Origin of the sequence: Kitasatospora sp. NPDC086801, assembly GCF_044745805.1 — a bacterium.
GTDB lineage: Bacteria > Actinomycetota > Actinomycetes > Streptomycetales > Streptomycetaceae > Kitasatospora.
On the sequence record NZ_JBIVAX010000003.1, the window covers coordinates 79,382 to 102,444 of the forward strand.

A 23,063-nucleotide genomic window follows, 5' to 3' on the forward strand; every position below is an offset into this window, starting at 1 on the left:
TCCAGCGGGGTTGTCGAACGTAAATGATCTGAAGTCTTGGAGTGACTCCTGTGGCTGCCAACTGCGACGTCTGCGGCAAGGGGCCGGGCTTCGGCAACAGCATCTCCCACTCTCACCGCCGTACCCCCCGTCGTTGGAACCCCAACATTCAGACGGTGCGCGCTGTGATTGGGCGGACGCCGAAGCGGCTCAACGTCTGCACCTCGTGCATCAAGGCCGGTAAGGTCTCGCGCTGACGCGCAGACCGGCATGCCGGTCCTCCAGTGAAGCCGGTTCATCCTCGGATGAACCGGCTTCACTGTTTTCCCGCCACCGCTTCACCGCCGCCGCCCGTGTTCCCCGCCACACCCGTGGTGGGGGGGGGGCCCGGGGGCCCGCCCACCGCCCTGGTCAGCGCCAGCGCCAGGCGTGGTCGACCGGGCCGATCCCGGCGCCGAGCGCGAAGCCCCCGGCGATCGCGCCGGTGATGTACTCCTTGGCCGAGCCGACCGCCTCCGGCAGCGGCTCCCCCTTGGCCAGCCCGGCCGCGATCGCACTGGCCAGGGTGCAGCCGGTGCCGTGGGTGTGCCGGTTGTCGTAGCGCGGCGCCCGGTACCAGTGCACCTCGCCGGGCCCGCCGTAGAGCAGGTCGGCGGCCTCGCCCTCCAGGTGGCCGCCCTTGACCAACGCCCAGCGCGGCCCGAGGTCGAGCAGCGCCTTGGCGGCGTCCAGCATCTGCCCCTCGCCCTCGACGGTCCGGCCGGTGAGCTGGGTCACCTCGTGCAGGTTGGGGGTGGCCAGGGTGGCGACCGGCAACAGCCTCTCGCGGACGGTGGCGACGGCCTCGGCGGCCAGCAGGGCGTCCCCGTGCTTGGAGACGCCGACCGGGTCGACGACCACCGGGGCGTCCACCCCGGCCAGCAGTTGGGAGACGGTCTCGACCAGTTCGATCGAGGCGAGCATGCCGGTCTTCACGGCCTGCACCCCGATGTCGTCGACCACACTGCGGAACTGCGCCCGGACCGCCTCGGCGGGCAGCTCCCAGTAGCCCTGGACGCCGAGCGAGTTCTGCGCGGTGACGGCGGTGATCACGCTCATGCCGTGGACGCCGAGGGCGAGCATCGTCTTGAGGTCGGCCTGGATGCCGGCGCCGCCGCCGGAGTCGGAGCCGGCGACGGTGAGCACGCGGGGGGGTGCGGACGAGGGGCCGCGCGCAGCGCGCCGGCCAAGGGCGGGGGTGGGAGACGGGTGGGCCATGAGGTCAACCTACCTGCGCGGGTTCAGAGCACGGCACCCTAGCTGCGCGCGTTCAGAGCACGGCCTCGGACTCCACCCAGCGGTCCTCCGGCACCGTCTTCAGCCGGGTCACCGCGTCGGCGATCGGCACCAGCTCGATCCCGGTCCGGCGCAGCGCGGTGAAGTGGCCGAACGCGCCCTGGTGGACGGCCTCGACGGCGTGCCAGCCGAAGCGGGTGGCGAGCACCCGGTCCCGGGCGGTCGGGGTGCCGCCGCGCTGGGTGTGCCCGAGGATGACCGGGCGGGCCTCCTTGCCGAGCAGGTCCTCCAGTTCGTGGGCGAGCCGGTTGCCGATCCCGCCGAAGGTCCGGTGGCCGTACTGGTCGACCTCGCCGTGGTCGAAGCTCATGGTGCCGGGCAGCGGGGCGGCACCCTCGGCGACGGCGATGATGGCGAACTTCTTGCCGCGCTCGAAGCGGTCCTCGACCATCCGGGCCACCGCCTCGATGTCGAAGGGCTTCTCCGGGATGAGGATGCCGTGCGCACCGCCGGCCATGCCCGCGGTGAGGGCGATCCAGCCGGTGTGACGCCCCATCAACTCGACCACCATGACGCGCTGGTGGGACTCGGCGGTGGTCTTGAGCCGGTCGATCGCCTCGGTCGCGACGTGCACCGCGGTGTCGAAGCCGAAGGTGGCGTCGGTGGCGTCGATGTCGTTGTCGATGGTCTTGGGCACCCCGACGACCGGCAGTCCGGCGTCGCTGAACAGCCTGGCGGCGGTCAGCGTGCCCTCGCCGCCGATCGCGATGAGCGCGTCGATGCCGATGTCCCGGGCCAGCGTCCTCGCGTTCTCCACCGCCCAGGAGATCCGCTCGCGCTGCACCCGGGCGGAGCCCAGGACGGTGCCGCCGAGGGTGAGCAGGCCGGTGACGTCGTCGTGCGAGACCGGCCGGGTGCGGCCCTCGATCAGGCCGAGGAAGCCGTCCAGGATGCCGACGATCTCGTCGCCGTGCACGTCCGTGCCCCGGTGCACGATGGAGCGGATCACCGCGTTGAGGCCGGGGCAGTCGCCGCCGCTGGTCAGTACACCGATACGCATGACTGGGTGCGCTCCCGCTCGCAGTGGTTCAGACCACCCACACCAGACGGCGGGCGGGCTCGGAAGTCGCCAGCCTACGCAAAACGGACCCGCGAAGCCCGTCCGCCGCGAGTCCGGGGGTCACGCGCCGCCCGCCGCGCGCCGGTGTCCGGGGCGCATCCGCCGTGTGCCGTACGACAATCGGCGCGGCCGCCCGTCACTCGGCGAAGTGGTCCCAGCCGCCGACCCGGTCCCAGGGCGCGCCGTCCACCGTCACCCGGCCGCTGCGGCTGCCCCGGGGGCGGCCGGTCACCTCGCCCACCACCCGCCAGCGGGCCGGGAGTTGGACCCCGCGCGGGAAGGTGGCCACGATCGCGTGGTCCTCGCCGCCGGACAGCACCCAGACCAGCGGGTCCACCCCGACCGCCTGTCCGATGTCGGCCATCTGGGCCGGGACGTCGAAGTCGGCGGCCTTCAGGTCGATGTCCACCGCGCTGGCGCGGGCCACGTGGCCGAGGTCGGCGACCAGTCCGTCGCTCACGTCGATCATCGAGGTCGCGCCCAACTCGGCGCCGGCCGGGCCCGCGTGGTACGGCGGCTCGGGTCGGCGGTGCGCCTCGACGAAGGCGCGCGGGGAGCGGAAGCCGCGCTGGAGCACGGTCAGTCCGGCGGCCGACCAGCCGAGCCAGCCGGTCACCGCGACCACGTCGCCGACCTGCGCACCGGCGCGCGTCACCGCCGCGCGCCCCTGGAGGTCCCCGAGCGCCGTGATGGCCAGCATGACGGTGTCTCCGCGCACCACGTCGCCGCCGACGACCGTCGCCCCGGCCACCTGGCACTCGTCGCGCAGCCCGTCCATCAGCTCGGTGGCCCAGGTGGTGGGCAGGTCGGCGGGGGCGACCAGGCCGAGCAGTATCGCGGTCGGCACCGCGCCCATGGCGGCCACGTCGGCGAGGTTCTGGGCGGCGGCCTTGCGGCCCACGTCGTAGGCGGTGGACCAGTCCCGGCGGAAGTGCCGGTTCTCGATCAGGACGTCCGTGGTGGCCACCACCCGGCCGTCCGGGGCCTTCACCACCGCGGCGTCGTCACCGGGGCCGAGGTCCACCGCGTCGGTGAGCGGCACCCGGGCGGTCAGCTCCCTGATGAGACCGAACTCGCCGAGCTCGCCCACGGTCCCCTGCATCTGCCGTCCTCTCGCGTTTCCATCTGAACTCGTGCCCCGTCGCGCCCCCGCGCGCAGCGTACGCCCTTCCGGGGTGTCGGGGTCTCCCCTCCCCGGCCCACCGCGCGGTAGCGTGGTGATCAGACTGCCGGTGAGCCCGTTCCCACCCCGACGACCGTCCGGGCGATCACGGCGGCGATCCCCGTAACCGGCCGCCGGAGGTCCCCGTGGTACAGGCATACATCCTGATCCAGACCGAGGTCGGCAAGGCCACCGCCGTGGCCCAGTCGATCTCCGAGATTCCCGGCGTCCTCCAGGCCGAGGACGTCACCGGCCCGTACGACGTCATCGTCCGGGCCGAGGCCGACACCGTGGACGACCTGGGCCGCCTCGTGGTGGCCAGGATCCAACAGGTCGAGGGCATCACCCGCACCCTCACCTGTCCGGTGGTGCACCTGTAAGGCCCGGCTACCATCGGCGGGTGGCCAGAGAACTCCGAATCCCCCGGGCGCTGGCAGCCCTGCCCGCCCCCGTCCGCTGGCTGGCCCTGCCGCTCGCCCTGACCTGCACGGTCGTGGTGCTGCTCGGCAGTTGGGGCTCCGCCGACGCATCGGTGGCGGCCCCCCAGCCGGGCGGCAAGGCGGCCGGGTACTGCCGCGCGCTGGCCGCGGCCCTGCCGCAGGAACTGCTCGGGCACGCCCGCAAGGACCCGTCGCCCGCCTCGCCGTACGTGGCCGCCTGGGCCAGCTCGCCCCGCACGGTGCTGCGTTGCGGCGTCGACCGCCCGGAGGAGTTGGACGGCGAGCACGCCAAGGACTGGTCGCCGACCGTGGACGACGTCACCTGGTGGTCGCAGAAGCTCACCGACGGCGGCTACCGCTTCGTGACGACCATGCGCGCCGCCTACGTCGAGGTGACCGTCCCGGCCGGGGCCGCGGCCAATCCCTTCGACCCGGCCGCCGCCCTCACCGGCGCGGTGAAGGCCACCATCCCGGGCTGAGCCCGCGAGGGCGCCGAGAGGGCGGGCCGGGAGCTTCCCGGCCCGCCCTCCGTCGTTCGGGTGCGGCTACCGCAGGCCGGTCGAGCGGCGCAGCGCCGCCTGGAGCAGCCGGTCGATCAGCTCCGGGTAGGACAGCCCGGTGGCCTCCCACATCTTCGGGTAGGCCGAGATCGGGGTGAAGCCGGGCATGGTGTTGATCTCGTTGACCATCCAGGTGCCGTCCTCCAGCAGGAAGAAGTCCACCCGGGCCAGGCCCTCGCAGCCGAGCGCCTCGAACGCGGCCACCGCCTGGCGGCGGATCTCGGCGGTCTGCCCGTCGTCGAGCTTCGCCGGGATCTGCACCTCGGACGAGTCGATGTACTTGGCCTCGAAGTCGTAGAAGTCGAAGCCGTCGCCGACCAGCACCTCGGCCGGGAGGCTGGCCTTCGGGCCGTCCTCGGTCTCCAGCACGCCGCACTCGATCTCGCGGCCGCTGACGCCGGCCTCGATGATCAGCTTGGGGTCGTGCCGACGGGCCTCCTCGATCGCGGCGTCGAGGTCGGCGAGGTCCTTGACCTTGGTGATGCCCATGCTGGAACCGGCCCGGCAGGGCTTCACGAACAGCGGCAGGCCGAGCTCGGCGGCCCGCTCGCGCACCGCGGCGCGGCCGTCCTCGCTCTCCCAGTCGCGCGGCCGCACGATGGTGTACCGGCCGACGCCCAGGCCGTGCGAGGCCAGGATCCGCTTGGTGAACTCCTTGTCCATGCCGACCGCGCTGGAGAGCACGCCGTTGCCGACGTACGGCACGCCGGACAGCTCCAACAGGCCCTGCAGGGTGCCGTCCTCGCCCCAGGGGCCGTGCAGCAGCGGGAAGACCACGTCGACCTCGCCGAGGGCCTTGGGGGCGCTTCCCGGCTCGCTCAGGACGACCTCCCGGTCGCCCGGGGCGACCGGCAGCGCGACCTGTCCGTCCACGGACTCGGCGACGCCCGAGACGTCCGGCATCCGGCCGTCGGTGATGGCCATCCGGGCGGGCTCGTCGCTGACCAGCGCCCAGCGGCCCTCGGGGGTGATCCCGATCGGGAGCACCTCGTACTTCTCGCGGTCGATCGCCTTGAGCACGCTGCCGGCGGTGACCACCGAGACGCCGTGCTCGGAGCTGCGTCCGCCGAAGACCAGCGCGACGCGCGGCTTCGCAGCGGACGGGTTCGGGGAGGACTGTTCGATGCTCATATCGAGTTTGAGACTACCGTGCGACGGGTTTCCGGGGCGTCAGCCGCCCCGGCAACCCGCCCCGGCGACCCGCCCCGGCACACCGCCTCAGCGCCGCTCGGCCTTCGCCGAACGGGACATCAGGGCCTGGAGCGCCTCCTGGGTGGGCCGGCCGTTGTGCACGACGTCCACCACCGCCTCGACGATCGGCATGTCGACGCCGTTGCGCCGGGCCAGGTCGAGCACCGACTCGCAGGACTTGACGCCCTCCGCGGTCTGCCGGGTCGCCGCGATGGTCTCCGCGAGCGACATGCCCCGGCCCAGGTTCATGCCGAAGGTGTTGTTGCGCGACAGCGGCGAGGAGCAGGTGGCGACCAGGTCGCCCATCCCGGCGAGCCCGGCGAAGGTGTGCGGGTCGGCGCCGAGCACCTCGCCGAGCCGGGTGGTCTCGGCCAGCCCGCGGGTGATCAGCGTCGCCTTGGTGTTGTCGCCGAGCCCCATGCCGGCCGCCATGCCGACCGCCAGGCCGATCACGTTCTTGACCGCGCCGCCGAGCTCGCAGCCCACCACGTCGGTGTTGGTGTACGGGCGGAAGTACGGCGTGTGGCAGGCCGCCTGGAGCCGCTTGGCGACCGCCTCGTCCGCGCAGGCGACGACGCTGGCGGCGGGCTGCCGATTGGCGATCTCCCGGGCCAGGTTGGGCCCGCTGACCACCGCGACGCGCTCCGGACCGACCTTGGTGACCTCGTCGATCACCTCGCTCATCCGCTTGGCGGTGCCGAGTTCGATGCCCTTCATCAGGCTCACCAGCACGGTCTGCGGCTCGATCAGCGGCGTCCAGGCGGCCAGGTTGTCGCGCAGCGTCTGCGAGGGCACCACCAGGACGGCGAAGTCGGCGCCGGCCAACGCCTCGGCGGCGTCGGTGGTGGCCCGGACGGAGCCCGGCAGCGGCACGCCCGGCAGGTAGTCCGGGTTCTCGTGCGTGGTGTTGATGGCGTCGACGAGTTCCTGGCGGCGGGCCCACAGGACGACGTCACTGCCCGCGTCGGCCAGCACCATCGCGAAGGCGGTGCCCCAGGAGCCCGTCCCCATCACTGCACAGCGGGTCACCGGCCGCCCTCCTCGTCGTCGTTGCCGCCCTTGGCGCGCCGGCGTTCGGCGGCGGCTGCGGCGGCGCGGTTCCGGGCAGCCTTGCGCATGTCGTAGCGCTCGGCCGGCGGCTCCTCGCCGCGGACGTCGGCCAGCACGGCGGTGATCGCCGTCATGATGTCCTCGGTGGCGTCGTTGAGCACCTGGGCGGTGAGCTCCTGGCCCCGGTACTTGCTCAGGTCCACCGCGGGCCCCGCCGCCACGGTGACCCGGTGGCGCGGGAAGAGGTTGAACCTGCCCTTCCCGAAGCCCGGACGGCCATACGGCGGGATGATCTCGTGCGCTCCCCAGTGTGCGACCGGGATGACCGGCGCGCCGGTCATCAGCGCGACCCGGGCGACGCCGCTCTTGCCGGTCATCGGCCACAGGTCCGGGTCCCGGGTGAGCGTGCCCTCCGGGTAGAACTGCACGCACTGGCCGCCGTTGACGGCGTCGATAGCGGCCCGGAACGCCTGCGCGGCATCGGTGGACTCGCGGAAGACCGGAATCTGGCCGGTCTTGCGCAGCATGAATCCGATGAAGGGAATCGAGAACAGCGAGGACTTGCCGAGAATGCGCGGCGGACGGCCGCTGTTGTACTGCCAGTGCGCGTAGATCACCGGGTCGATGATCGAATTGTGATTCACCGCGGCGATGAAGCCGCCTTCCTTCGGAAGGTGCTCCCAGCCCCGCCAGTCGGGCTTCACCAGCGCGGTCGTCACCGGCTTCACCAGCACGGCCGCGAAGCGGTACCAGATGCCGTAGTCGGCGTTGCCGAACTTGGCGTACGAGCGGCGGGCCACCCCAGGTCCTCCTCATCCCATGCGGCACGTGGGGTGCCGCGGTCATAACCTCCCGGTGCCGCGCACCGGTACGGGACCGGTGCCCGGGTCACGGGCGCGGAACAGTCTCGCCCGGCTGCTCACCGGCTGTCGAGCGACCGCGCCAACCCGCCCGGCAGGCGTGATCAAACGCACGTCCGCACAGATCGGACGGCCTGGCGAGGGCTCCGGGACCGGCGTCACAATGACGCCGATGACCCAGGACACCGTACGCCCCAGCGGGCCCGTCGCGCCCCCCGCACCCATCGCCGACTGGTCGCTGGTGCTGCCGCTCAAGCCGCTCGCCCTCGCGAAGAGCCGACTGGCCCCGTACGCCGGGCCGCACCGGGCGGACCTCGCGCTGTCCTTCGCGCTCGACACCGCCACCGCCGCACTGGCCACCCCGGGCGTCGCCCGGGTCCTGGTGGTCACCCGGGACGCGGCGGCCGGCGCCCGACTGGCGGCGCTGGGCGCGGTGGTGGTCGCCGACGAACCCGGCGGCGGTCTCAACGAGGCGCTGGCGCACGGCGCGGCGGCTGCCGTGGCGCTCGCCCCGCGCTCGCCGCTGGCCGCCCTCTCGGCGGACCTGCCGGCCCTGCGCCCGGGCGAACTGGCCCGGGTGCTGGGCGCGGTGCCACCGGACGGCCGGGCCTTCCTGCCGGACTCCCCCGGCCTCGGCACCACGCTGCTCGCCTGCACCCCCGGCCGCCCGCTCTCCCCCGCCTTCGGGGACGGCTCACGGGCCCGGCACGCGGCCGGCGGGGCACTCGAACTGCGCCTCGCGGACGTGGAGTCGGTGCGCCGGGACGTCGACACCGGCTCGGACCTCGGCGAGGCCGCAGCGCTCGGCCTCGGCCCGTACACCGGCGCCCTGTTCGCCCGCCTGGAGCGGTCCTGACCCGCACCCCGCGGGACACCGCCCGGCCGATCGGGGCCGCTCGCTATGCTGCTGCCATGCAGGCCACCGCGTTCACCTTCGACCCCGCCACCCGGGCCGGCTCCGTGCTGCTCGACGACGGGACCCCGGTGCCGTTCGACGCGGCCGCCTTCGACGCCGGCGGCCTGCGGCTGCTGCGGCCGGGCCAGCGGGTGCGGATCCGCACCGAGGGCGCCGGCGAGGCCCGCCGGGTGGTCTTCGTGACGCTGCAGACCTTCCCCGACCCGGCCGCGGGCTGACCCTCCCCCACTGTTCCTCCCCCACCGTCCGGCACGGCCGCGGCCGCGTTCCGTGCCTGGTCACCGCCGGCCGGAGAATCCTGACTAAGCGCCCGGAAATCGAAAGAGCCGCGGCGACCCGGTCTCCGCGATTCACGGAGGGGGGTGCCGCGGCTCTCTGCTGAAGGCCGTCCGAGGACCGCTGCGCGGGACTACTTGGCAGAGGTCTTGCGCGCGGTGGTCTTGCGGGTGGCGGTCTTCTTCGCCGGAGCCGTCTTCTTGGCCGTGGCGGTCGCCTTCTTGGCGGTCGCGGTGGTCTTCTTGGCGGCGGCGGTGGTGGTCGCCTTCTTGGCGGCGGCGGCCGTCTTCTTGGTCGCGGTCGCGGTGGTCTTCTTCGCGGCGGCGGTGGTGGTCGCCTTCTTGGTGGCGGTCGCCTTCTTCGCGGCGGTGGTGGCCGCCTTCTTGGCGGCGGCCGTGGTCGCCGTCTTCTTGGCGGCGGCCTTCTTGGCCGGAGCAGCGGCGGCGGCGGCCGTGGCGGCACGCTTGGTGGCGGCGCGCTTGGCGGCCGGGGTGGCGGCGACGCCGCTCTTGCCCGGGGTGAGGGAGCCCTTGGGGGCCTTCTTCACCGAGGGGCCTTCCTTCGGCAGCTTCTTGCTGCCGCTGACCAGGTCCTTGAAGCCCTGGCCGGGACGGAAGCGGGGCACCGAGGTCTTCTTGACCTTGACCTTCTCGCCGGTCTGCGGGTTGCGGGCGAAGCGCGCGGAGCGCTCCACCTTCTCGAAGGTGCCGAAACCAGTGACCGAAACCCGGTCACCGGCCACAACGGCACGGACCATGGTGTCGAGCACTGCGTCGACGGCCTCTGCGGCAGCCTTGCGACCGCCCAGCTGCTCGGCCACCGCTTCGACAAGCTGAGCCTTGTTCACGTCTTCCCCTTCGGAAACGGGCGCCGGATGATTCCATCCGTTCTTTTCGCACGTTAGGTATGTATCTGCGGACTTTCAATTACCAAACGCGCGAATCACCCTAGTGTCGCAATGGATTTGCGCGTCGGCGACCTCAGGCGACGGGCGGGCGCCCCTCGTCGAGGTCATGTACAAAGCGACTCAACCGCCTTGCCGCCTCCGGAAGATCGCGCTTGGCGGTCTCGGTGACGATGAGGAGTTGACGGGAGAGAGCGGTCTTTGCATCGGCAGACACGTTCAGCGCATGCACGCGGGCGTGAGCTTGCTTCAACCGCTCGGCCACAAGCGCGTAGAGCGCTGCGACTTCCTGGTCGTCCGGCCCCTCAGCTGGTGCGGAGGCGACGTCCGGCCGATCGTCAATTCGGCGTTCGGATCCCCGGCCCACGGACTCCGGAGCCGCGGGTTCGCCGCCCGCGTACGGAGGTTCATGGTGCCGGTGCATGTACTGATTGTGCCATCTACCCGCAGTTGTACTTGCGCGGGCCCCTCTCGGGCAAAGCCAAATGGGCAATCCGGGGTGGGCCGCGGCGCTAACTCGTGCTCCGGAACGGCGGATGGCCCGCCCCCCCGAAGGGGAGGCGGGCCATCCGGTGGATCGCCAGAATGCTTGTTCTGAGGGGATCTCAGGCAACCGGCAGAGTACGGGGCTTGAAGGCCGGACGGGTCGCCTCGAAGGCCGCGATGTCGGCCTCCTCTCGCAGGGTGATGCTGATGTCGTCCAGCCCGTTGAGCAGCCGCCACCGGACGTTGTCGTCCAGTTCGAAAGAGACGGTGACGCCCTCGGCCCGGACTTCACGGGCTTCCAGATCAACGGTGATCTCGGCCGAAGGGTTACTCTCGGTGAGCGCCCAGAGTCGTTCCACGGTCTCCTGCGGCAGGACGACCGTCAGCAGTCCGTTCTTCAGGGAATTCCCACGGAAGATGTCCGCGAAGCGCGACGAGATGACCGCGTGGAAGCCGTAGTTCTGCAGTGCCCAGACGGCGTGCTCGCGGGAGGAACCGGTGCCGAACTCGGGGCCGGCCACCAGGACCGTGGCGCCCTGCCGCTCGGGCCGGTTGAGGATGAACGACTCGTCCTTGCGCCAGGCCTCGAAAAGGCCGCCCTCGAAACCGGAACGGGTGACCTTCTTGAGCCAGTGGGCCGGGATGATCTGGTCGGTGTCCACGTTCGAGCGCCGCAGCGGAACGGCCCGGCCGGTGTGGGTGGTGAACTTCTCCATGGTTCTCAGGCCTCCACAGCCACGTTGGTGTCCGCCAGGTCGGAGGGCAGATCGGAAGGTGCGGCCAGACGGCCCAGGACGGCGGTCGCGGCGGCGACCTGCGGGGAGACCAGGTGGGTGCGGCCGCCCTTGCCCTGCCGGCCCTCGAAGTTGCGGTTCGAGGTGGAGGCGCAGCGCTCGCCGGGGGCGAGCTGGTCGGGGTTCATGCCCAGGCACATCGAGCAGCCCGCGTGGCGCCACTCGGCGCCGGCCGCGGTGAACACCTTGTCCAGGCCCTCCTCCACGGCCTGCAGGGCGACCCGGACGGAGCCGGGGACGACCAGCATCCGTACGCCGTCGGCGATCCGGCGGCCCTCCACGACGGCGGCGGCGGCGCGCAGGTCCTCGATCCGGCCGTTGGTGCAGGAGCCGACGAAGACGGCGTCGACGGTGACCTCGCGCAGCGGGGTGCCGGCTTCCAGGCCCATGTAGGCGAGGGCGTTCTCGGCGGCCGCGCGTTCCTGCGGGTCGGCGAAGGAGGCCGGGTCCGGCACGTCGGAGCCCAGCGGGGCGCCCTGGCCGGGGTTGGTGCCCCAGGTGACGAACGGGGTCAGCGCGGTCGCGTCGATGAAGATCTCGTGGTCGAAGACCGCGTCCTCGTCGGTGCCCAGGGTCGACCAGTACGCGACGGCGGCGTCCCAGTCCTCGCCCTGCGGGGCGTGCGGACGGTCCTTGAGGTAGGCGAAGGTGGTCTCGTCCGGGGCGATCATGCCCGCCCGGGCGCCGGCCTCGATGGACATGTTGCAGACGGTCATCCGGGCTTCCATGGACAGGCCCCGGATCGCCGAACCGCGGTACTCCAGGACGTAGCCCTGGCCGCCGCCGGTGCCGATCTTGGCGATCACGGCCAGGATCAGGTCCTTGGCGGTGACGCCCTCGGGCAGCTCGCCCTCGACCGTGACGGCCATGGTCCGGAACGGCGCCAGCGGCAGCGTCTGGGTGGCCAGCACGTGCTCGACCTGGCTGGTGCCGATGCCGAACGCCAGTGCACCGAAGGCGCCGTGGGTCGAGGTGTGGGAGTCGCCGCAGACCACGGTCATGCCGGGCTGGGTCAGGCCCAGCTGCGGGCCGACCACGTGCACGACGCCCTGTTCGACGTCGCCGAGCGAGTGGATCCGGACGCCGAACTCGGCGGCGTTGCGGCGCAGCGTCTCCAGCTGCACCTTGGACACCGGGTCGGCGATCGGCTTGTCGATGTCCAGGGTGGGGGTGTTGTGGTCCTCCGTGGCGATCGTCAGATCGGTGCGGCGGACCTTCCGGCCGGCCAGCCGCAGCCCGTCGAAGGCCTGCGGGCTGGTCACCTCGTGGAGCAGGTGCAGGTCGATGAAGAGCAGATCGGGCTCTCCCTCCGCGCGCCGCACGACGTGGTCGTCCCAGACCTTCTCTGCGAGTGTCCGTCCCATCGGAATCCCTCCAGCCGGCCGCGTTGCCGGCCTTCTCGTGTCGTCGAGGTCGGAGCTACCGCCGCCCTGTGGCGGGCGCGTTCGCGCGACCTGCACGCCGGATCGCTGTCCACGATGCGGACACTCTGCCGAGGTCGCATCCTGGATGTCTCCCGGGCTGCTGCATCCAGAGTGGCGCTTTTCGCGGAAGATTGAACTTGCGTCTCGCGGACTGAGACTGCAGTCTTAGGGCATGGACAACTCTAGCGGCGTCGGCGTTCTCGACAAGGCCGCTCTGGTGCTGAGCGCACTGGAGTCGGGCCCCGCCACGTTGGCGGGGCTGGTCGCCGCCACCGGTCTGGCGCGCCCCACGGCCCACCGACTCGCCGTCGCACTCGAACACCACCGTCTGGTCACCCGGGACATGCAGGGGCGATTCATCCTCGGCCCCCGCCTCTCCGAACTCTCCGCCGCGGCGGGCGAGGACCGGCTGCTCGCCACCGCGGGCCCGGTCCTGACCCACCTGCGCGACGTCACCGGCGAGAGCGCACAGCTCTACCGCCGCCAGGGCGAGATGCGGATCTGCGTCGCCGCCGCCGAGCGGCTCTCCGGCCTGCGGGACACCGTCCCGGTCGGCAGCACCCTGCCGATGAAGGCCGGCTCGGCCGCCCAGGTCCTGCTGGCCTGGGAGGAGCCCGAGCGGCTGCACCGCGGCCTCCAGGGCGCCCGTTTCACCGCCACCGCGCTCAGCGGCGTCCGTCGGCGCGGCTGGGCCCAGTCGATCGGCGAGCGCGAGCCGGGCGTCGCGTCCGTCTCCGCGCCCGTGCGCGGCCCCTCCAACCGCGTGGTGGCCGCCGTCTCCGTCTCCGGCCCGATCGAGCGACTGACCCGCCACCCGGGCCGACTGCACGCCCAGGCCATCATCGAGGCCGCGAACCGGCTCACCGAGGCACTCCGTCGCAGCTGACCGCCACCACGGAGAAGGGCCCCGCGCGACACAACCGCGCGGGGCCCTTCGAAATGCTCCGGGAAATACGAAAAAAGACCCCGGAAACCGGGGTCTTGAATTTCTGGCTGGGGTACCAGGACTCGAACCTAGACTAAATGAACCAGAATCACTCGTGCTGCCAATTACACCATACCCCAACACAAAGCAAGGGCCGATGGGGTAACCCACCGGCTTCATGCTCTGGAGTACCCCCGACCGGATTCGAACCGGCGCTACTGCCGTGAGAGGGCAGCGTGCTAGGCCGCTACACAACGGGGGCTTCCTGGCGATCCCTTGCGGGATCAGTACCCCCGACCGGATTCGAACCGGCGCTACTGCCGTGAGAGGGCAGCGTGCTAGGCCGCTACACAACGGGGGCTTTCCAGGTGATCCCTTGCGGGATCAGTACCCCCGACCGGATTCGAACCGGCGCTACTGCCGTGAGAGGGCAGCGTGCTAGGCCGCTACACAACGGGGGCTTGATCTTCACTTGTACTGCTGGACTTGCGTACTGCGCTGGGGTACCAGGACTCGAACCTAGACTAAATGAACCAGAATCACTCGTGCTGCCAATTACACCATACCCCACCAGAGTTGAACCCCTGTCGGGGCCCTCTCAGGCGTTGCGCCTCTCGTTCGGGACCGGCGGGGGGTTTCGCTCCCTCGTCCGTTCCCTCCCGGGCGGCGCAGAAAGAACATTACCCGACGTCTGCCCCGGCTCCAAAATTGATAACCCCAGGCAGCGGCCGGGCGGCCGCCCGGTGACATCCGGGCGGTGACATCCGGGCAGGCCACGGGCCCGGCACGAGGCCGGGCCCGTGGCCTGCTCAGCGGCCCGCTCAGGCGGCCGGCAGCGCCGCCAGGGCGGAGTTCAGCCGGCGAAGCGTCTCGGGGCGCCCGAGCAGCTCCATCGACTCGAACAGCGGCGGCGAGACCCGGCGGCCGGTGACGGCCACCCGCAGCGGCGTGAACGCGAACTTGGGCTTGATGCCCAGCCCGTCCACCAGCGCTTCGCGCAGCGCGGCCTGGATCGGCTCCGGGCTGAAGTCCGCGAGCGCCTCCAGCGCCTTGACGCTGGCCTCCAGCACCGGGCGGGCGTCGGAGTTGAGCGCCTTGGCGGCGTCGTCCGGGTCGACGGTGAAGTCGGCCGGGTCGACGAACAGGAAGCCGGCCATGTTCACGATCTCGCTCAGCACGACCATCCGCTCCTGGGTGAGCGGCGCGATCCTGGCGAGCAGGTCCAGCTGCTCGGCGGTCGGCTCGGCCGGCAGCAGACCGGGGGCCTGCAGGTACGGCACCAGGCGGCGGACGAAGTCCTCCGGGGCCAGCTTGCGGACGTGCTCGGCGTTGATCGCCTCGCACTTCTTCAGGTCGAAGCGGGCCGGGTTGGCGTTCACCTTGGCGATGTCGAAGGCGGCGACCATCTCGTCGATGCCGAAGAGGTCGCGGTCGTCGGCCAGCGACCAGCCCAGCAGGGACAGGTAGTTGAGCAGGCCCTCGGGGATGAAGCCGCGCTCGCGGTACAGGTTGAGCGAGGCCTGCGGGTCGCGCTTGGAGAGCTTCTTGTTGCCCTCGCCCATCACGTACGGCAGGTGGCCGAAGCGCGGGGTGGCGCCGTCGCCGACGCCGATCTCGGCGAGCGCGGCGTACAGCGCGATCTGCCGCGGGGTGGAGGAGAGCAGGTCCTCGCCGCGCAGCACGTGGGTGATGCCCATCAGGGCGTCGTCCACCGGGTTGACCAGGGTGTACAGCGGGGCGCCGTTGGCGCGGACGATGCCGTAGTCCGGCACGTTCTCCGGCTCGAAGGTGAGCGTGCCGCGCACCAGGTCGTCGAAGCTGAGGGTGCGGTCGGGCATCCGGAAGCGCAGGATCGGCTCGCGCTTCTCCAGCTCGTAGACGGCGACCTGATCGTCCGTCAGCTCGCGGCAGTGGCCGTCGTAGCCGGAGGGCTTGCCGGCCGCGCGGGCCGCCTCGCGGCGGGCGTCCAGCTCCTCGGTGCTGCAGTAGCAGTGGTAGGCGTGGCCGGCCTCGTGCAGGCGGCGGGCGACGTCGGCGTAGATGTCCATCCGCTGGGACTGGCGGTACGGCGCGTGCGGGCCGCCGACCTCCGGGCCCTCGTCCCAGTCGAAGCCGAGCCAGCGCATCGCGTCGAGCAGCTGGTCGTACGACTCCTCGGAGTCGCGGGCCGAGTCGGTGTCCTCGATCCGGAAGACCAGCGTGCCGCCGTTGTGGCGGGCGTAGGCCCAGTTGAAGAGGGCCGTACGGACCAGGCCCACGTGCGGGTTCCCGGTCGGGGACGGACAGAAGCGAACCCGGACGGCCGGGTCAGTGTTAGCCACGCTTGATCACCTTGTTGGTGAGAGTGCCGATGCCTTCGATGGAGACGGCGACCTCGTCGCCGACGTTGAGCGGGCCCACCCCTGCGGGCGTGCCGGTGAGGATGACGTCGCCGGGCAGCAGCGTCATGGCCTCGGAGATGTGGACGATCAGCTCGGCGACCGAGCGGACCATCTGGGAGGTGCGGCCGGCCTGCCGGAGCTCGCCGTTGACCGTGCAGGTGACGGCGAGGTCGGCCGGGTCCAGGTCGGTCTCGATCCAGGGCCCCAGCGGGCAGGAGGTGTCGAAGCCCTTGGCCCGGGCCCACTGGCCCTCGCGCTTCTGCACGTCCCGGGCGGTGACGTCGTTGGCGCAGGTGTAGCCGAGGATCACCTCGGGCACCCGGTCCAGCGGCACCTCGCGGCACATCCGGCCGATCACCACGGCGAGTTCGGCCTCGTGCTGGACGTCCGAGGAGAACGGCGGGTACGCGATGTTCTCGGTCGGGCCGATCACCGAGGTGGACGGCTTGAAGAAGGTCAGCGGGACGTCCGGGACGTCGTTGCCCAGCTCGGCGGCGTGCGCCGCGAAGTTGCGGCCGACCGCCACGATCTTGTTGGGGAGCATCGGGCTGAGCAGCCGGACGTCCTGGAATCGGTAACTCTCGCCGGTCGGCTGGGGCTGGCCGAACGGGTGGCCGGCCAGCGCGTGGACGACCAGCGAGTCGGGCTGGGAAGGGTCGCCCTCCACCACGCCGAAGGAGACGCTGCCGGCGGCAGGGCTCCCCTCCCGGACGGAAAACCTGGCAATGCGCACGGCTGGGCTACCCCTCGCTTCGTCGACCGCCCGGGGCGCGCCCGGGCGCTGGTGGGCGCCTCGCCCACGGTGGGCGCGGCCCCGTCAATCGTCGTCCAGGCTATCGCGTGGGGCTCCGGCTGACCGCTTTGCCCCTGTTCAGCGCGGTTGGGCCGCAAGCCCCGGCAGCCGCCCGGGAACGCCGCAGGGCGCCACGGCCGCCCACGGGGCGTGGCCGCGGCGCCCTGTCGGAGCGCGGGTCGGATCAGTCCTGCAGGACGACGGGCGCCGGGGCGACCATCAGCTGGGTGCGGCGCGGGTTGGCGGTGCTGGCCGGCAGTTCGGTCGTGTAGGTGACGGCGTCCTCGGGCTTGCGGGCGCCCGGGATCGTGCTGAAGTCCGCGACCGAGGCCAGCGTCGTCCGGCGCGGGTTCGCCGTGGAGCGGCAGGGCAGCGTGGACTTGGTGGCCTTCTTCGCCTGGGACATCGAGAGCACCTCGTGGTCGCGGTCGGGCGGATCGCGGCGGATCGGCACCGGCCTGAGTGATTCCGATTGATTCGGAGGGGTTCTGGGCAGGCTGATCGGGGCCGTGCTCCGGAGACAGCCAGGTTACGAGATCTCATTCCACAGGGACCGTGACCAAAGCTACACATTGTGCTGTGATTTTGCTCACAAATTCATGAGTGAATTGCAGATATCCGACATATCGCCGCAACGGGATTTTCCGGCATATCTCCGATAACGGTCATTTCGGAAGGTCTGTGACTCTTCTCGATCTCGGGTCGGGTTGGCATGTATCCGGCGAGTGTCCGAAAAATGCGGTATTCCGGTCCTGTTGCCACACAGTCAGTGAAGTCACGCACGCGTTCGGTAGCGGCGCCCGGCGTGTCCTGGCGGCCCTTGTTGGGATTCCCCGGCTGTGCTGGAATGCCACGGACCGTGGGTAGGGAGAAGTCCACCCCGGCGACCCGCTCACCCGGACCGGCCGGGGAGCGGAAGGAAACTCGACACCGTCCGGTCCGCGGCGACGCGGCGGGACGCCCGGTCCAGAGGTTGCGACGCCAGTGCAGGGACGTTTCAAAAGGGGTAGCGGCGCCGCGGGTAACCCGGAGCCTGAGCCTGTGGCAGCCCCCCAGCCGGCGGCGGCCCCCGGCGGCCCGGTCGAGCCGGTGATCCCCGAGGCCCCCGGGCACCCGGAGGACGACGGCCAGGAGCGGAAGTCCGCCCGGGACAAGCTCCGGACGACCCTGACCAGGCGGCGGGCCACCGGTCTGAGCCGGCTCGCGATGCGCAACTGGCGCATCCGCACCCGGCTGATCGCCCTGCTCGCCCTGCCCGTCCTGGTCTCCCTGTCCCTCGGTGGCCTGCGGATCCAGGCCTCGATGCAGAACTCGCAGCAGCTCGCCCAGATGGCCAACCTGTCCGACCTGGCCAAGAAGGCGACCAACCTCGCGGACGCCCTGCAGACCGAGCGCGACATCAGCGCCGGCTACATCACCGCGCGGCCCAACGACCCGCTCGACGACGACATCGCCACCGCCCGCAAGGCCACCGACGACCTGAGCCGCACCTTCACCACGTCCTCGGACAAGTTCGAGAACCTCGAACTCTCGGGCGGAAAGGCGCTGCTGTTCCAGATCCGCAGGGACCTGAACTCGATCTCGGACGCGCGCAACTCGCCGTACCAGAACAACCAGAACATCCAGTCGACGATCACCGCCTACGACGTGATCATCCGCGACCTGCTGGCCATCACCCAGGACATCGCGCTCGCCTCGAACAACAAGGACCTGCTCGTCGCGACCCGCTCGCTGCAGCAGTTCTCGCTGGCCAAGAACGCCACCTCGCAGCAGCGCGCCCTGATCGGCGCCGCACTCGCCAACCCCAAGGGCCCCGACCTCAGCCCCAGCGACGAGTCCTTCGGCATCCGCCTGCGCACCTCGTACGACAACTCGCTCACCAGCTTCAACAACATCTACACCGCGCACGACCTGGACAACCTGCGCGGCCAGCTCAGCTACAACTCGGTGATCGCCGACGCCGACCGGTACGCGCGCTCGATCCTCCAGCCGAGCGGCATCCACCAGACCGACCCGGTGACCTACAAGGACTGGTACGAGAAGGCCAGCGCCAAGATCACCGCCGAGCGCCGGATCGAGTCCAAGCTCATCGAGGACCTCGACGGCAAGGCCCAGGACCTCCAGTCCCAGGCCGACACCGAGGCCATCATCATCGGTGCCGCCATCGCCCTGGTGCTGCTCGTCGCCCTCGGTGGCGCCGGTCTGATCGCCCGCTCGATGGTGCGCTCGCTGACCCGTCTGCAGGCCGCGGCCGAGGACGTCGCCGAACGCCGTCTGCCCGAGCTGGTCAAGACCCTCTCCGAGAGCGACCCGCACGACGTCGACACCACGGTCGAACCGGTGGCCGTCGACTCCACCGACGAGATCGGTCACGTGGCGCACGCCTTCGACATGGTGCACAGCGAGGCCGTCCGCCTCGCCGCCGAACAGGCCCTCCTGCGCGGCAACATCAACGCGATGTTCACCAACCTCTCGCGCCGCAGCCAGGGCCTCATCCAGCGCCAGCTGTCGCTCATCTCCGAGCTGGAGAGCCGCGAGGCCGACCCGGACCAGCTGGCCAACCTCTTCAAGCTGGACCACCTCGCGACCCGCATGCGCCGCAACGGCGAGAACCTCCTCGTCCTCGCCGGTGAGGACCCGGGCCGCCGCTGGACCAGGCCCGTCCCGCTGGTCGACGTGCTCCGCGCCGCCGCCTCCGAGGTGGAGCAGTACGAGCGCATCGAGCTCGCCGCCGTGCCGTCGGCCGAGGTCGCCGGCCGCGTCGTCAACGACCTCGTCCACCTGCTCGCCGAGCTGCTGGAGAACGCCACCTCGTTCTCCAGCCCGCAGACCCGCGTCCGGGTCACCGGCCACGCGCTGCCCGACGGCCGCGTCCTGGTCGAGATCCACGACACCGGCATCGGCCTGAGCCCCGACGACCTCGCCGAGATCAACGAGCGCCTCGCCAACCCGCCGACGGTGGACGTCTCGGTCTCCCGCCGCATGGGCCTCTTCGTGGTCGGCCGCCTGTCCCTGCGACACGGCATCCGCATCCAGCTGCGCCCCAGCGACTCCGGCGGCACCACCGCGCTGGTCATGCTCCCGGTGGACGTCACCAACTCCGCCGACCGCCGCGGCGCCGGCCGGCCCGGCCCCGCGCAGGCCAAGCAGCAGCGCGGGGTCGCCCCGACGCCGCGCCAGCAGCGCCAGGTGCCGCCCGGCCAGGGCGGCCAGGGCGGCCCTGCCGCGCTCGGCCAGGGCCCGGGCGGCGGTGCCCCGCAGAGCGGCCGCCCGCAGCTCGGCCAGGGCGGCCCGACCGCTCCGACCGGCCCGACCGGCCCCGGTGCTCCGACCGGCCCGGGTGCTCCGGGTGCTCCGACCGGCCCGGGGGCGCCTGCCGCGCCCGGCGGCCTGCCGACCCGTCAGGTCGGCCAGTCGCTGCGCGAGAACCCGGCCCAGCCGGGCCAGCAGGGACCGGGCCAGCAGCCCCAGGGGCCCCAGGGACCGGGCCGACAGGCCCCTCAGCCCCAGGGCCAGGGCCAGGGCCAGAAGCCGGCCCAGCAGTCCCCGCAGCCCCAGCAGTCCCCGCAGGGCGGCCTGCCGCAGCGCGGCCCGAACCGGCCCGGCCCGGCACAGGGCGGCCTCGGCGGCCTGCCCCGCCGCGGCCAGCAGCAACCCGCCCAGGGCCGCCCCGCCCAGGAACGGCCCGCCCAGGGCCGCCCCGGCCAGCAGCAGCCCGCTCAGGGCCGCCCCGGCCAGGAACGGCCCGCTCAGGGCCGCCCCGGCCAGGAACGGCCGCGCCCGGGCGGCGAGTTCGACGGCGGTCCGGGCCCCCGGACCGGCGAGCAGCCGCAGCACGGCCGGCCGGGTCGGCCGGGCGGCGCTCCGCAGCAGCAGGGCGCCCGCCCGGGCAACCGCCCGCAGGACGGCCTGCCGCAGCGCCGGCCCGCCCCGCAGGGCCAGGGCGGCCCCGGCCAGCCCGGCCCGCAGGGCCAGCGCCGTCCGCAGCGCCCCGGCCCGGAGGCGCCGCAGCGCGACCGCCAGCCGCAGCTGCCGCCACAGCAGCAGCCCCAGCCGCTGCCGTCGGCCGAGCCGTCGCCGATGGAGAGCACCCAGCAGTTCGCCCGGCCGCGCTTCGAGGCCAGCCAGATCGACCCGCGCGACCCGCTGGGCCTCGGTCTGGTGGAGCCGGTGCTGCCGAGCGTGCCGAACCCGACGCGCCCGGAGCCGGTCCGTCAGGAGCAGGCCCGGCCCGAGCCGGTGCGCCAGGAGCAGGCCCGGCCCGAGCCGATGGCACTGCCGACCGGCCCCTCCGAGGGCGCGGCCGAGCAGCCGTGGTACCCGCAGGAGGGTGGTCAGGAGGCGCGGCCGCGGCAGTACCAGCCGCGCCGGCCCGGCACCTCGGCGCCGGAGTTCCAGCCGTCCGACCCGCAGGGGCGGCAGGCCCAGGCCCCGCAGCAGGCCCCGCAGCAGCCGCAGCAGGCCCAGACCCCGCAGCAGGCTCCGCAGGCCCAAGCCCAAGCCCAAGCCCAGGCCCAGGCCCCGCAGCAGGGCCAGCCGCAGCCCGGCACCGGGGACGCCCCGTGGCGCCCGTCCGCGAACGACGAGCGCTGGCGCCGCGCCGAGCAGGTCCGCGAGCCCTCGACCAGCGGCGTCACCATGTCCGGTCTCCCCCGGCGGACCCCGCAGGCCAACCTGGTCTCCGGCACCGCCGAGGCCTCGCCGCTGACCGGTCCCCAGGTCTCCCGGGCCCCCGAGGAGGTCCGCGGCCGGCTGACCAACCTGCGCCGCGGCATCCAGCAGGGCCGCCGGGCCGGGGCCGAACAGGCCAACCAGCCGGGCTCCCAGCATGGTGCCCAGCAGCCCGGATTCGATAGTTTCGGTGGCCGGACCGACGGCAACGGCGCAGATCACCAGGAGCGTTGAGTTGAATCAGATGAGCCAGGCCGCACAGAACCTGAACTGGCTGATCACCAATTTCGTGGACAACACCCCCGGGGTGTCCCACACCGTGGTGGTCTCCGCCGACGGCCTCCTGCTGTGCATGTCCGAGGGCTTCCCCCGCGACCGCGCCGACCAGCTCGCAGCCGTCGCCTCCGGCCTCACCTCCCTCACCTCCGGCGCCAGCCGGATCTTCGAAGGAGGCGAGGTCAACCAGACCGTCGTCGAGATGGAACGAGGCTTCCTCTTCCTCATGGCCGTCAGCGACGGCTCCGCCCTCGCCGTACTCGCCTCCCCCGACTCCGACATCGGCCTCGTCGGCTACGAGATGGCCCTGCTCGTCGACCGCGCCGGCGCCGTCCTCACCCCCGCACTCCGCGCGGAACTCCAGGGCAGTCTCCTGCACTGACCGGAGTCCGAGCGGAATCCACCCACCGTCCCACCTCCCCCGCCGGGTCCGACCCGACCGGCCCCGGCGTCTCACCCTCAGCTACCCTCAGGCAGCTGATCCCGCCTCAGCTGGCACCGCCCCAGCTGGAACCGGCTGCCCAAGGCTGCAGCACAAGGAGGACCCATGACCCCGCCCTCGACACCCGCCGGCTCGTACGGCAACGGGTACGGCAGCGGCTACGGCGGGCAGCAGTCCGACGGCTACGAGCAGCAGCCGCTGGTCCGCCCGTACGCGATGACCGGTGGCCGCACCCGGCCCCGGTACCAGCTCGCCATCGAGGCCCTGATCTCGACCACGGGCAACGCCGAGCGGACCGGTGGCCTGCTGCCCGAGCACGCCCGGATCGTGAACCTCTGCCGTGAGGTCAAGTCCATCGCGGAGATCTCCGCACTGGCCGGCGTCCCGCTCGGGGTGGCCCGCATCCTCGTGGCCGACCTGGCCGAGGCCGGCCTCGTCGCCATCCACCAGCCCGCCGCCGCGGGCGAGTCGGGCGGAACGCCCGATGTCACGCTGCTCGAAAGGGTCCTCAGTGGACTTCGCAAGCTCTAACGCGGCCGCCCCCACCCGCGCCACCACCTCCGCGAAGATCGTCGTCGCAGGCGGCTTCGGCGTCGGCAAGACCACCCTCGTCGGCGCCGTCTCCGAGATCAACCCCCTGCGCACCGAAGCCGTCATGACCTCGGCCTCCGCCGGCATCGACGACATCAGCCACGTCTCCGGCAAGACCACCACCACCGTCGCCATGGACTTCGGCCGCATCACCCTCGACGAAGACCTCATCCTCTACCTCTTCGGCACCCCCGGACAGGACCGCTTCTGGTTCATGTGGGACGACCTCGTCCGCGGCGCCATCGGCGCCGTCGTCCTCGTCGACACCCGCCGCCTCGCCGACTGCTTCCCCGCCCTCGACTACTTCGAGAACAGCGGACTCCCCTTCGTCGTCGCCCTCAACGGCTTCGACGGACACCAACCCCACACCGCCGACGAAGTCCGCGAAGCACTCCAACTCAGCGCCGAAACCCCCGTCGTCACGCTCGACGCCCGCCGCCGCGACAGCGCCAAGAGCGCCCTCATCACCCTCGTCGAACACGCCCTCCTCGCCCGACTCCGATGACGGGCCGGACATCCGGACCCCGGGGGCCGTCGGCGTGGCGGT

At 72.2% G+C, this 23,063-nt stretch carries 23 protein-coding genes and 5 tRNA genes; 10 read left to right on the forward strand and 18 right to left on the reverse strand.

The window, feature by feature from the left end; genetic code table 11:
* Positions 1-50 precede the first annotated feature (50 nt).
* Positions 51-236: a 50S ribosomal protein L28 gene (gene rpmB, locus ACIPLC_RS05550; RefSeq protein WP_014138233.1), complete on the forward strand. Its 186-nt coding sequence runs from the start codon at positions 51-53 to the stop codon at positions 234-236.
* Between the two features lie 154 nt (positions 237-390).
* On the opposite strand, the gene thiD is transcribed toward rpmB, so the two are convergent.
* From thiD to ACIPLC_RS05565, 3 genes are all read right to left on the reverse strand, one after another.
* Positions 391-1,236 carry a bifunctional hydroxymethylpyrimidine kinase/phosphomethylpyrimidine kinase gene (gene thiD, locus ACIPLC_RS05555; protein ID WP_400471360.1) on the reverse strand — a complete coding sequence of 282 codons (846 nt, stop codon included), beginning with the start codon at positions 1,234-1,236 and terminating at the stop codon, positions 391-393.
* 52 nt (positions 1,237-1,288) lie between these two features.
* The gene (locus ACIPLC_RS05560) at positions 1,289-2,314 is read right to left on the reverse strand and encodes a 6-phosphofructokinase (RefSeq protein WP_400471362.1); all 1,026 of its coding nucleotides are present in this window, start codon (positions 2,312-2,314) and stop codon (positions 1,289-1,291) included.
* Positions 2,315-2,510: 196 nt separating this feature from the next.
* Positions 2,511-3,476, reverse strand: coding sequence for a thiamine-phosphate kinase (locus tag ACIPLC_RS05565; protein WP_400471364.1), 966 nt, complete (start codon positions 3,474-3,476; stop codon positions 2,511-2,513).
* 206 nt (positions 3,477-3,682) lie between these two features.
* Here ACIPLC_RS05565 and ACIPLC_RS05570 point away from each other — a divergent pair, with 206 nt between their 5' ends.
* Both ACIPLC_RS05570 and ACIPLC_RS05575 read left to right on the forward strand, forming a co-directional pair.
* Positions 3,683-3,916 (forward strand): Lrp/AsnC family transcriptional regulator, encoded by a 234-nt coding sequence (locus ACIPLC_RS05570; RefSeq protein ID WP_400471366.1) that lies wholly within the window; start codon positions 3,683-3,685, stop codon positions 3,914-3,916.
* A 20-nt stretch (positions 3,917-3,936) separates the two neighbouring features.
* Positions 3,937-4,455 carry a DUF3515 domain-containing protein gene (locus ACIPLC_RS05575; protein ID WP_400471368.1) on the forward strand — a complete coding sequence of 173 codons (519 nt, stop codon included), beginning with the start codon at positions 3,937-3,939 and terminating at the stop codon, positions 4,453-4,455.
* A 66-nt stretch (positions 4,456-4,521) separates the two neighbouring features.
* Here ACIPLC_RS05575 and ACIPLC_RS05580 read toward each other — a convergent pair whose 3' ends face one another.
* From ACIPLC_RS05580 to ACIPLC_RS05590, 3 genes are all read right to left on the reverse strand, one after another.
* A complete protein-coding gene (locus ACIPLC_RS05580; RefSeq protein ID WP_400471370.1) occupies positions 4,522-5,667 on the reverse strand; it encodes a D-alanine--D-alanine ligase family protein in 1,146 nt (381 codons plus the stop codon).
* Between the two features lie 87 nt (positions 5,668-5,754).
* Positions 5,755-6,738 (reverse strand): NAD(P)H-dependent glycerol-3-phosphate dehydrogenase, encoded by a 984-nt coding sequence (locus tag ACIPLC_RS05585; protein ID WP_400471778.1) that lies wholly within the window; start codon positions 6,736-6,738, stop codon positions 5,755-5,757.
* Between the two features lie 14 nt (positions 6,739-6,752).
* Positions 6,753-7,577 (reverse strand): lysophospholipid acyltransferase family protein, encoded by an 825-nt coding sequence (locus ACIPLC_RS05590; RefSeq protein ID WP_400471371.1) that lies wholly within the window; start codon positions 7,575-7,577, stop codon positions 6,753-6,755.
* Between the two features lie 232 nt (positions 7,578-7,809).
* Here ACIPLC_RS05590 and cofC point away from each other — a divergent pair, with 232 nt between their 5' ends.
* Positions 7,810-8,493: a 2-phospho-L-lactate guanylyltransferase gene (gene cofC, locus ACIPLC_RS05595; RefSeq protein ID WP_400471373.1), complete on the forward strand. Its 684-nt coding sequence runs from the start codon at positions 7,810-7,812 to the stop codon at positions 8,491-8,493.
* A 56-nt stretch (positions 8,494-8,549) separates the two neighbouring features.
* Positions 8,550-8,771: a hypothetical protein gene (locus ACIPLC_RS05600; RefSeq protein ID WP_063347710.1), complete on the forward strand. Its 222-nt coding sequence runs from the start codon at positions 8,550-8,552 to the stop codon at positions 8,769-8,771.
* Positions 8,772-8,962: 191 nt separating this feature from the next.
* Here the strand turns inward: ACIPLC_RS05600 and ACIPLC_RS05605 are convergent, their stop codons facing one another.
* The 4 genes from ACIPLC_RS05605 to leuC all read right to left on the reverse strand — a co-directional run bounded on the left by ACIPLC_RS05605 (position 8,963) and on the right by leuC (position 12,377).
* Positions 8,963-9,676, reverse strand: coding sequence for an HU family DNA-binding protein (locus tag ACIPLC_RS05605; protein WP_400471375.1), 714 nt, complete (start codon positions 9,674-9,676; stop codon positions 8,963-8,965).
* Between the two features lie 133 nt (positions 9,677-9,809).
* A complete protein-coding gene (locus tag ACIPLC_RS05610) occupies positions 9,810-10,157 on the reverse strand; it encodes a hypothetical protein (RefSeq protein ID WP_371517045.1) in 348 nt (115 codons plus the stop codon).
* Positions 10,158-10,338: 181 nt separating this feature from the next.
* Entirely contained in the window at positions 10,339-10,935 is a 597-nt protein-coding gene (gene leuD / locus ACIPLC_RS05615; protein WP_400471377.1) for a 3-isopropylmalate dehydratase small subunit, read from the reverse strand.
* 5 nt (positions 10,936-10,940) lie between these two features.
* Positions 10,941-12,377, reverse strand: a complete 1,437-nt coding sequence (gene leuC, locus ACIPLC_RS05620; protein ID WP_400471379.1) for a 3-isopropylmalate dehydratase large subunit — start codon at positions 12,375-12,377, stop codon at positions 10,941-10,943.
* A gap of 232 nt (positions 12,378-12,609) precedes the next feature.
* Between leuC and ACIPLC_RS05625 the strand changes: the two genes are divergently transcribed.
* Positions 12,610-13,323: an IclR family transcriptional regulator gene (locus tag ACIPLC_RS05625; protein ID WP_030306825.1), complete on the forward strand. Its 714-nt coding sequence runs from the start codon at positions 12,610-12,612 to the stop codon at positions 13,321-13,323.
* Positions 13,324-13,427: 104 nt separating this feature from the next.
* On the opposite strand, the gene ACIPLC_RS05630 is transcribed toward ACIPLC_RS05625, so the two are convergent.
* From ACIPLC_RS05630 to ACIPLC_RS05665, 8 genes are all read right to left on the reverse strand, one after another.
* Positions 13,428-13,502, reverse strand: a tRNA-Gln gene (locus ACIPLC_RS05630).
* Between the two features lie 49 nt (positions 13,503-13,551).
* Positions 13,552-13,624, reverse strand: a tRNA-Glu gene (locus tag ACIPLC_RS05635).
* A gap of 26 nt (positions 13,625-13,650) precedes the next feature.
* Positions 13,651-13,723 (reverse strand) — tRNA-Glu (locus ACIPLC_RS05640).
* 27 nt (positions 13,724-13,750) lie between these two features.
* Positions 13,751-13,823, reverse strand: a tRNA-Glu gene (locus ACIPLC_RS05645).
* Positions 13,824-13,860: 37 nt separating this feature from the next.
* Positions 13,861-13,932 (reverse strand) — tRNA-Gln (locus tag ACIPLC_RS05650).
* A gap of 251 nt (positions 13,933-14,183) precedes the next feature.
* On the reverse strand, positions 14,184-15,683 hold the full coding sequence (gene gltX / locus ACIPLC_RS05655; protein ID WP_400471382.1) for a glutamate--tRNA ligase: 1,500 nt from the start codon (positions 15,681-15,683) through the stop codon (positions 14,184-14,186).
* Positions 15,676-16,476 (reverse strand): fumarylacetoacetate hydrolase family protein, encoded by an 801-nt coding sequence (locus ACIPLC_RS05660; RefSeq protein ID WP_063347716.1) that lies wholly within the window; start codon positions 16,474-16,476, stop codon positions 15,676-15,678. The genes gltX and ACIPLC_RS05660 overlap by 8 nt, the downstream gene beginning before the upstream one ends.
* 244 nt (positions 16,477-16,720) lie before the next feature.
* Positions 16,721-16,990, reverse strand: coding sequence for a hypothetical protein (locus ACIPLC_RS05665; RefSeq protein WP_400471384.1), 270 nt, complete (start codon positions 16,988-16,990; stop codon positions 16,721-16,723).
* A 587-nt stretch (positions 16,991-17,577) separates the two neighbouring features.
* On the opposite strand from ACIPLC_RS05665, the gene ACIPLC_RS05670 reads away from it, so the two are divergent.
* From ACIPLC_RS05670 to ACIPLC_RS05685, 4 genes are all read left to right on the forward strand, one after another.
* Complete coding sequence (locus tag ACIPLC_RS05670) at positions 17,578-21,441, forward strand: nitrate- and nitrite sensing domain-containing protein (protein WP_400471386.1); 3,864 nt, start codon at positions 17,578-17,580, stop codon at positions 21,439-21,441.
* 10 nt (positions 21,442-21,451) lie between these two features.
* Positions 21,452-21,865 carry a roadblock/LC7 domain-containing protein gene (locus ACIPLC_RS05675; protein WP_030057391.1) on the forward strand — a complete coding sequence of 138 codons (414 nt, stop codon included), beginning with the start codon at positions 21,452-21,454 and terminating at the stop codon, positions 21,863-21,865.
* A 165-nt stretch (positions 21,866-22,030) separates the two neighbouring features.
* Positions 22,031-22,456 carry a DUF742 domain-containing protein gene (locus ACIPLC_RS05680; protein ID WP_063347718.1) on the forward strand — a complete coding sequence of 142 codons (426 nt, stop codon included), beginning with the start codon at positions 22,031-22,033 and terminating at the stop codon, positions 22,454-22,456.
* On the forward strand, positions 22,437-23,021 hold the full coding sequence (locus ACIPLC_RS05685) for a GTP-binding protein (RefSeq protein WP_400471388.1): 585 nt from the start codon (positions 22,437-22,439) through the stop codon (positions 23,019-23,021). The genes ACIPLC_RS05680 and ACIPLC_RS05685 overlap by 20 nt, the downstream gene beginning before the upstream one ends.
* Positions 23,022-23,063: the final 42 nt, after the last annotated feature.

Excerpts from the sequence above, each read along its gene's own strand:
- ACIPLC_RS05610 (WP_371517045.1), bottom strand. The coding sequence starts at position 10,157 with ATGCACCGGCACCATGAACCTCCGTACGCGGGCGGCGAACCCGCGGCT.
- leuC (WP_400471379.1), bottom strand. The coding sequence starts at position 12,377 with ATGGGACGGACACTCGCAGAGAAGGTCTGGGACGACCACGTCGTGCGG.
- ACIPLC_RS05675 (WP_030057391.1), top strand. The coding sequence starts at position 21,452 with ATGAGCCAGGCCGCACAGAACCTGAACTGGCTGATCACCAATTTCGTG.
- cofC (WP_400471373.1), top strand. The coding sequence starts at position 7,810 with ATGACCCAGGACACCGTACGCCCCAGCGGGCCCGTCGCGCCCCCCGCA.
- ACIPLC_RS05600 (WP_063347710.1), top strand. The coding sequence starts at position 8,550 with ATGCAGGCCACCGCGTTCACCTTCGACCCCGCCACCCGGGCCGGCTCC.
- ACIPLC_RS05625 (WP_030306825.1), top strand. The coding sequence starts at position 12,610 with ATGGACAACTCTAGCGGCGTCGGCGTTCTCGACAAGGCCGCTCTGGTG.
- ACIPLC_RS05680 (WP_063347718.1), top strand. The coding sequence starts at position 22,031 with ATGACCCCGCCCTCGACACCCGCCGGCTCGTACGGCAACGGGTACGGC.
- thiD (WP_400471360.1), bottom strand. The coding sequence starts at position 1,236 with ATGGCCCACCCGTCTCCCACCCCCGCCCTTGGCCGGCGCGCTGCGCGC.
- ACIPLC_RS05565 (WP_400471364.1), bottom strand. The coding sequence starts at position 3,476 with ATGCAGGGGACCGTGGGCGAGCTCGGCGAGTTCGGTCTCATCAGGGAG.
- leuD (WP_400471377.1), bottom strand. The coding sequence starts at position 10,935 with ATGGAGAAGTTCACCACCCACACCGGCCGGGCCGTTCCGCTGCGGCGC.
- ACIPLC_RS05585 (WP_400471778.1), bottom strand. The coding sequence starts at position 6,738 with ATGGGGACGGGCTCCTGGGGCACCGCCTTCGCGATGGTGCTGGCCGAC.
- ACIPLC_RS05560 (WP_400471362.1), bottom strand. The coding sequence starts at position 2,314 with ATGCGTATCGGTGTACTGACCAGCGGCGGCGACTGCCCCGGCCTCAAC.
- ACIPLC_RS05580 (WP_400471370.1), bottom strand. The coding sequence starts at position 5,667 with ATGAGCATCGAACAGTCCTCCCCGAACCCGTCCGCTGCGAAGCCGCGC.